Below are 3,943 nucleotides of genomic sequence, written 5' to 3'. Positions count from 1 at the left end.
TTTCCAAACGCTCGAGTTGAAAGGTATTATCATTTATATGATGAATTGCTGAGTTTGTCAGGATTTTCTTGGTGGATTATCGTTCTTTCAGATAACCCAGATGTTTTCTACTGTAATAACGCAATGTGCGATATGTTCAACCTTGATTCAAGCTTGGTCCAACATTCCGTAGCCAGAACATGTCCGATTGCTGGTGATTATAATAACAACATTGCCATCCAAAACAATAAAGTAGCCCAAAGTGTCTTACATGAATTCAACCAATTAAGACTTAGTAAGCAAGATGAATACTTCAATATGTTTCCCTATTACGATGAAAGAAAGATGAAGTATTATTTTTCTCTAGTAGAGCAAAAGCACTGGTTAGAAATGAGTCCGGTAACGCTAGCCTGTTACTTGGCGTAATAGAACCGGAAGTAGCCAGTGCTGAATTGTATAAGATAGCTTCAATTGATTACTTGGCAGGGCTAAAAAATAGGAGAGAATTTGATAACCAGTTAACATTTTTTATTAATCTGGCCCGAAGAGAAAACAGGTTTGTTTCACTGATTATGTGTGATATTGACAACTTTAAGCAATATAATGACTTTCATGGTCATTACGCAGGAGATGAATGCCTTGTTAAAGTTGCCTATTCAATATCAAGAAGTTGCCATCGTACTATGGGTGTAGTCTGTCGGTACGGTGGAGAAGAGTTTGCCGTAATCTTGTATGGCAATAAAATAAATGTTGCAAACCTAGCTGAAGATATCAGACAGGGAGTTTCTTCTATTAATATCCCTCACCGATGTACTGATCAATCATCTGTAACATTAAGTGTTGGCTATGTCTCAGTTATTCCAAAGACAGAAACTAATCCTAAAAGCCATATTGAAAAGGCTGACCTTGCCCTCTATCAAGCGAAAAAAAATGGGCGAAATCAATGTGTTCCGTTTATCTAGCCCAATACATAACGGGTAATAAGGAAAATTGCACGTATATGGTCAGATAAAATTCCAGAAAAATCCCTAGTAATATTTATCAAGGTTAAACGAACATCATGTTGTTCTGTTCAATACTCTCGAAACGCTCTATATTGCACCTTGCTATAATAATTTACACTTTGACACGCCAGCTAGTTGCGCTCAAACTCATGTATGAGCGCTAATAAATTTAAACAAACGTTAGTATGTTGCCGATAGCCTATACCTTAAAATGCCGGGTGATCTCTGTTAAATTGCTTGTAATACAATTTAAATTTGAGGCTGTTTCAACTGCTTGAGACGACTCTGAGGTGACCGCGTTTGATGAGTCATTTATAATAGCAATATTATTATTAAGCTCCCTCGTTACTATATGCTGCTCTTCTGCAGCACTCGCAATCTGAACATTCATCTCATAAGATTCCTTAATTGAATCATTTACTTTCCGTATCGACATTCCAACCTGATCAGAGAGTTCTACTGCACGACTAATCATCTCTGCACTACCTTCAATTGCGCTCGTCAGATCATCACTTCTCTCTTGGATCGCCCTAATCATAGAATTGATCTCTTCTGATGACTCTTGAGTTTTCTGAGCAAGATTCCTTACCTCATCCGCCACTACCGCAAAACCCCTACCATGTTCACCAGCTCGTGCGGCCTCAATCGCGGCATTAAGAGCAAGCAAATTTGTCTGTTCAGAAATGCTCACGATCACATCCAGAATTGTGCTAATTTTTGCGCTATCTTCCTTTAAGGAATCAATTCTCGTCTTAATGCCAATGTTTTCCTCTTCCACTGAACGAATTGAGCTTATCGTCCGCTCAACCAAATTCTGTGACTTCTGAGATATTTCTGTAGCGTCCTGAGTGACAGTCTGAGTATCAGCAGCACTTGCTGCAATCTCATTAACACTAGCCTGCATCTGCTTCATAGAAGCAGCTAGTTCTGTGATTTCTTGCTGCTGATTTCGCATGCTTATGGAGTTTTGCTGAGAAGCGCCAAGTACATTATTGGAAGCTAATTCAAGATCTCCCGCAGATTGTGATAGTTTATGTACAGTATTACTCAGTGATTCCTGCATGCTTGAAAAAGAACGAGCCAGCATACTAATTTCATCGACTTTATAGCGTCTTAAATCGATATCATTTTTGAGATTCCCGGAAGCGATCTGCTGAGCGTAACTCGCCATTTCTTCAAGTGGCGTACTAATCGATCGCTTTATGAATACTGATGCAAATAGCAGGGTAAGCACAACAATTGATATTGCTACAAATACTGATGTAATTGCAGCAGCTCTTGATGCAGAATTAATATAATCTACAGGAACCTGCACACCCACATATAAATTTGCTTCCTCTGAAAACATAATGTATTCAAAATGACCATCAATTTCAGTTAACTTACCAAGCTGCGAACTAAGGAAACTTTCATCGTAATGCGTTATATCGTAGATGTTTTGGCCAATATTCTTCTCATCACTACTGCCAATCACATATCCATCTTTCCGAAATGCTACGGTTTTGTAAGCCTTATTTTCTATCATATGGCTCACCAGTACAGACAGATCATTCATCGGCTTATTTACGTTAAGCATACCGATAATATTACCATTACGCTTAATGGGTTCTGCCCACGCTATAACAAGCTCGCCTTCAGAAGATTTGTATGGCTTAGTAATACAGAATTTACCTGTATTCATCACGCACTGATACCACTCTCGGGTAGTAATATCTAACTTAGAAATGGGTAATAACTCACCGGTCATCAAAGCGATCCCTTCATCAACTAATCCAGCATAGGAGACCAAAGAATTAGTACTTGTTTTTATGTCGGTAAAAAAACGCCCCTGCTGTTCATAACTTGCATTCTCGTCATAGACTTTAGCCGCGAAATTCAGAGATGACTTAATTGATTTTGCATACGCATCAATAGACGAAGTTATTTCACGATTATAATTGACAAGCTGATCAAAACTCCCTTCTTCTGAAAGCTCATTTATCTTTACATAACTTAAGCTTGCTACTACTCCGCCAACTAGCATAGAGCTGATCATCAATAGCAAAAAAAGCTTACCCTTAAGAGATGTTGACGACATATTTGTCATATTTTTTACCTTGAAACCTGTAAGCAATCGTTTTCAGATCTAAAAGTAACATTTTATACAGAAATAGACATACATCAACATCAAGATGTCCACAAAGTGACATTCATATATGCTACAAAACATTTAAGGATGCATTCAAGTAACGTTGACTCCTAGCTCTGATAGCCATCATCGTCATTTGCTGATTATTACCAGCCACAAAATAGGAAATTCGTCCGATATCATCGCAATATTTTTGAGGTGTCTTAGTTCTAAAGTAGCCTGACAATTTCGCATCAGGCTGAAATCAGTGACGGAGCGGCCGGACTTGCGATCAAGCGGGGCTCATTCGACCGCAGGGCGAACTTCAACTTAAAACAAACAAAAAAGCCTCGTCATTTCTGACGAGGCCTCATGTAGTGGTGGAGCGGATGGGACTCGATGGTCCGGCATTCCGGCCCGTGAAAAAGTGCGCAGCACTTTCTGGAGCGTTAAATATGAAAAAAGCCTGACGCTTTCGCATCAGGCTTAAATCATTGGCGGAGCGGACGGGACTCGAACCCGCGACCCCCGGCGTGACAGGCCGGTATTCTAACCAACTGAACTACCGCTCCAATTCTTTGTGAAACTCGGCTTGCGCCCAATTTCTAGAATATGGCGGAGAGATAGGGATTTGAACCCTAGATACGCTACAAACGTATGCCGGTTTTCAAGACCGGTGCTTTCAACCACTCAGCCATCTCTCCGTAAGTGCGGTGAATAATACGGATTTCGGTTTTTTCTGTAAAGCCTTTTTTGGCAAAAAAGTGACAACTGCTCAATACGGAAACAACTCGCCTCTATATCTACCATTCGCATGTTGTACTCGGTTGTAATATAGTCATTATCACTCATC

Annotated in this window: 3 protein-coding genes and 2 tRNA genes; 2 read left to right on the top strand and 3 right to left on the bottom strand. The window is 39.8% G+C overall.

Annotated features, from left to right (window positions below; translation table 11 throughout):
* Positions 1-405: hypothetical protein (locus MHN01_RS19155; RefSeq protein WP_239412811.1), on the top strand; the 405-nt coding region annotated here is incomplete at its 5' end.
* 26 nt (positions 406-431) lie between these two features.
* Positions 432-941, top strand: coding sequence for a GGDEF domain-containing protein (locus MHN01_RS19150; RefSeq protein WP_239412810.1), 510 nt, complete (start codon positions 432-434; stop codon positions 939-941).
* A gap of 241 nt (positions 942-1,182) precedes the next feature.
* On the opposite strand, the gene MHN01_RS19145 is transcribed toward MHN01_RS19150, so the two are convergent.
* From MHN01_RS19145 to MHN01_RS19135, 3 genes are all read right to left on the bottom strand, one after another.
* Positions 1,183-3,069: a methyl-accepting chemotaxis protein gene (locus tag MHN01_RS19145; protein WP_239412809.1), complete on the bottom strand. Its 1,887-nt coding sequence runs from the start codon at positions 3,067-3,069 to the stop codon at positions 1,183-1,185.
* A gap of 516 nt (positions 3,070-3,585) precedes the next feature.
* Positions 3,586-3,662 (bottom strand) — tRNA-Asp (locus MHN01_RS19140).
* A 41-nt stretch (positions 3,663-3,703) separates the two neighbouring features.
* Positions 3,704-3,794 (bottom strand) — tRNA-Ser (locus tag MHN01_RS19135).
* Positions 3,795-3,943 lie beyond the last annotated feature (149 nt).

Source organism: Photobacterium sp. OFAV2-7 (assembly GCF_022347985.1).
GTDB lineage: Bacteria > Pseudomonadota > Gammaproteobacteria > Enterobacterales > Vibrionaceae > Photobacterium.
The sequence above is the reverse complement of the archived record's forward strand: the minus strand, read 5'-3'. Positions and strand labels throughout refer to the sequence as shown.

What these genes read in the sequence shown, in the direction of transcription:
- MHN01_RS19145 (WP_239412809.1), bottom strand. Translation starts at nt 3,069, where the DNA reads ATGACAAATATGTCGTCAACATCTCTTAAGGGTAAGCTTTTTTTGCTA.